This is a genomic window from Monashia sp. HAY1-5C (assembly GCF_056755255.1).
In genome coordinates this window covers 1-257 of record NZ_JBPGXG010000489.1, presented here as the reverse complement: position 1 = coordinate 257, position 257 = coordinate 1, and the positions used below count along the sequence as shown (strand labels likewise).

At 61.9% G+C, this 257-nt stretch carries 1 protein-coding gene; it reads left to right on the top strand.

The window, feature by feature from the left end; translation table 11 throughout:
• Nucleotides 1-257 (top strand): POTRA domain-containing protein (locus ACR9ZK_RS22545; RefSeq protein ID WP_481344157.1); only part of this gene is annotated, 257 nt, incomplete at both ends.

Below are 257 nucleotides of genomic sequence, written 5' to 3'. Positions count from 1 at the left end.
GCCCCTGGCTCGGGCGTGCTGGCAACGGCCTTTCCCGGCATGAAAGGTGAGATCACCAATCTGCGCGACATCGAACAGGGTCTCGACCAGATCAACCGCCTCTCGTCCAACAACGCCAAGACCGCGATGCTGCCGGGCAAGACCGACGGCACCTCGATCCTCAATGTCGAGAACAAGCCGGACCACCGGTGGCATCTCTCCTTCGGCAACAGCAATCTCGGGCAGGAACAGACGGGGTATTCCAAGTCCTCGGCCAC